1 protein-coding gene and 1 pseudogene are annotated in these 1,054 nt (G+C 60.6%); one reads left to right on the top strand and one right to left on the bottom strand.

The features are described from left to right. Positions 1-162, bottom strand: a pseudogene (locus tag L9Z73_RS31085) (tellurite resistance TerB family protein); the annotation flags it as partial. Positions 163-330: 168 nt separating this feature from the next. Between L9Z73_RS31085 and L9Z73_RS31080 the strand changes: the two are divergent. Further along, a partial coding sequence (locus L9Z73_RS31080; protein ID WP_247408829.1) for a LysR family transcriptional regulator occupies positions 331-1,054 on the top strand: 724 nt, incomplete at its 3' end.

Below are 1,054 nucleotides of genomic sequence, written 5' to 3'. Positions count from 1 at the left end.
GGCTCCGCCACCGGCGCCACCGAGCAAACTGCCGAGCCCGCCACTGCCGAGCAACCCGCCCAGGGCGCCTTTGTCGTCGGATTTGCCCTGGCCACCGGCCTTGTTCTGCAACATGTCCTGACCAGACTTGAGCAGTTGATCGAGTAATCCACGGGTATTCATGCGTAGCCTCCAGACACTAGGGTTCATAGGACCAATAGGCTCCCAGCGTAAAACTAAGTGCTAAAAAACCCTGATCTAGAGTGCTTCCAGATGTAACGCGGCTATCCTTCGGTTAAATCGATATACACTCGAGTCAGTCGATAAAAACACCCCACTGGTAATTCCAGCATGATGACCTTGCGTCAAATCCGGCACTTCATCGCCGTGGCCGAGACCGGCTCGATCTCCGCGGCGGCGCAAACCGCGTTTATTTCGCAGTCGACCCTGACCCTGGCGATCCAGCAACTGGAACAGGAAATCGGCGTCAACCTGTTCAACCGCCATGCCAAGGGCATGACCCTGACCCACCAGGGCCATCAGTTTTTGCGCCAGGCGCACTTGATCCTGGCCACCGTCGACAACGCCAAGCGCAGCCTGCAGCAGAGCACCGATCAGGTGGCCGGGCAGTTGATCGTCGGCGTGACCAGCCTGGTGGCCGGTTATTACCTGGCCGACCTGCTCACCCGTTTCCAGCGCGCCTACCCCAATGTGGAAATCCGCGTGATGGAGGATGAGCGCCCGTACATCGAGCATTTGCTGGTCAGCGGCGAGATCGATGTGGGCGTGTTGATCCTCTCCAACCTCGAAGACCGCCACGCGCTGCAGACCGAAGTACTCACCCACTCGCCCCACCGCCTGTGGCTGCCGGCGCAACATCCACTGCTGGAACACGACAGCATCAACCTGGCCGATGTGGCGCGTGAGCCGTTGATTCAACTGAACGTCGACGAAATGGGCCACAACGCCCAACGCATGTGGGCCTCAGCCGGCCTGCAACCACGCGTCACCTTGCGCACCGCCTCCACCGAAGCCGTGCGCAGCCTGGTGGCCGCGGGCCTGGGCGTATCGATAC

The sequence above is a fragment of the Pseudomonas emilianonis genome (assembly GCF_023072625.1).
Classification (GTDB): domain Bacteria; phylum Pseudomonadota; class Gammaproteobacteria; order Pseudomonadales; family Pseudomonadaceae; genus Aquipseudomonas; species Aquipseudomonas paraveronii.
This window is presented reverse-complemented; position numbering and strand designations above follow the sequence as displayed.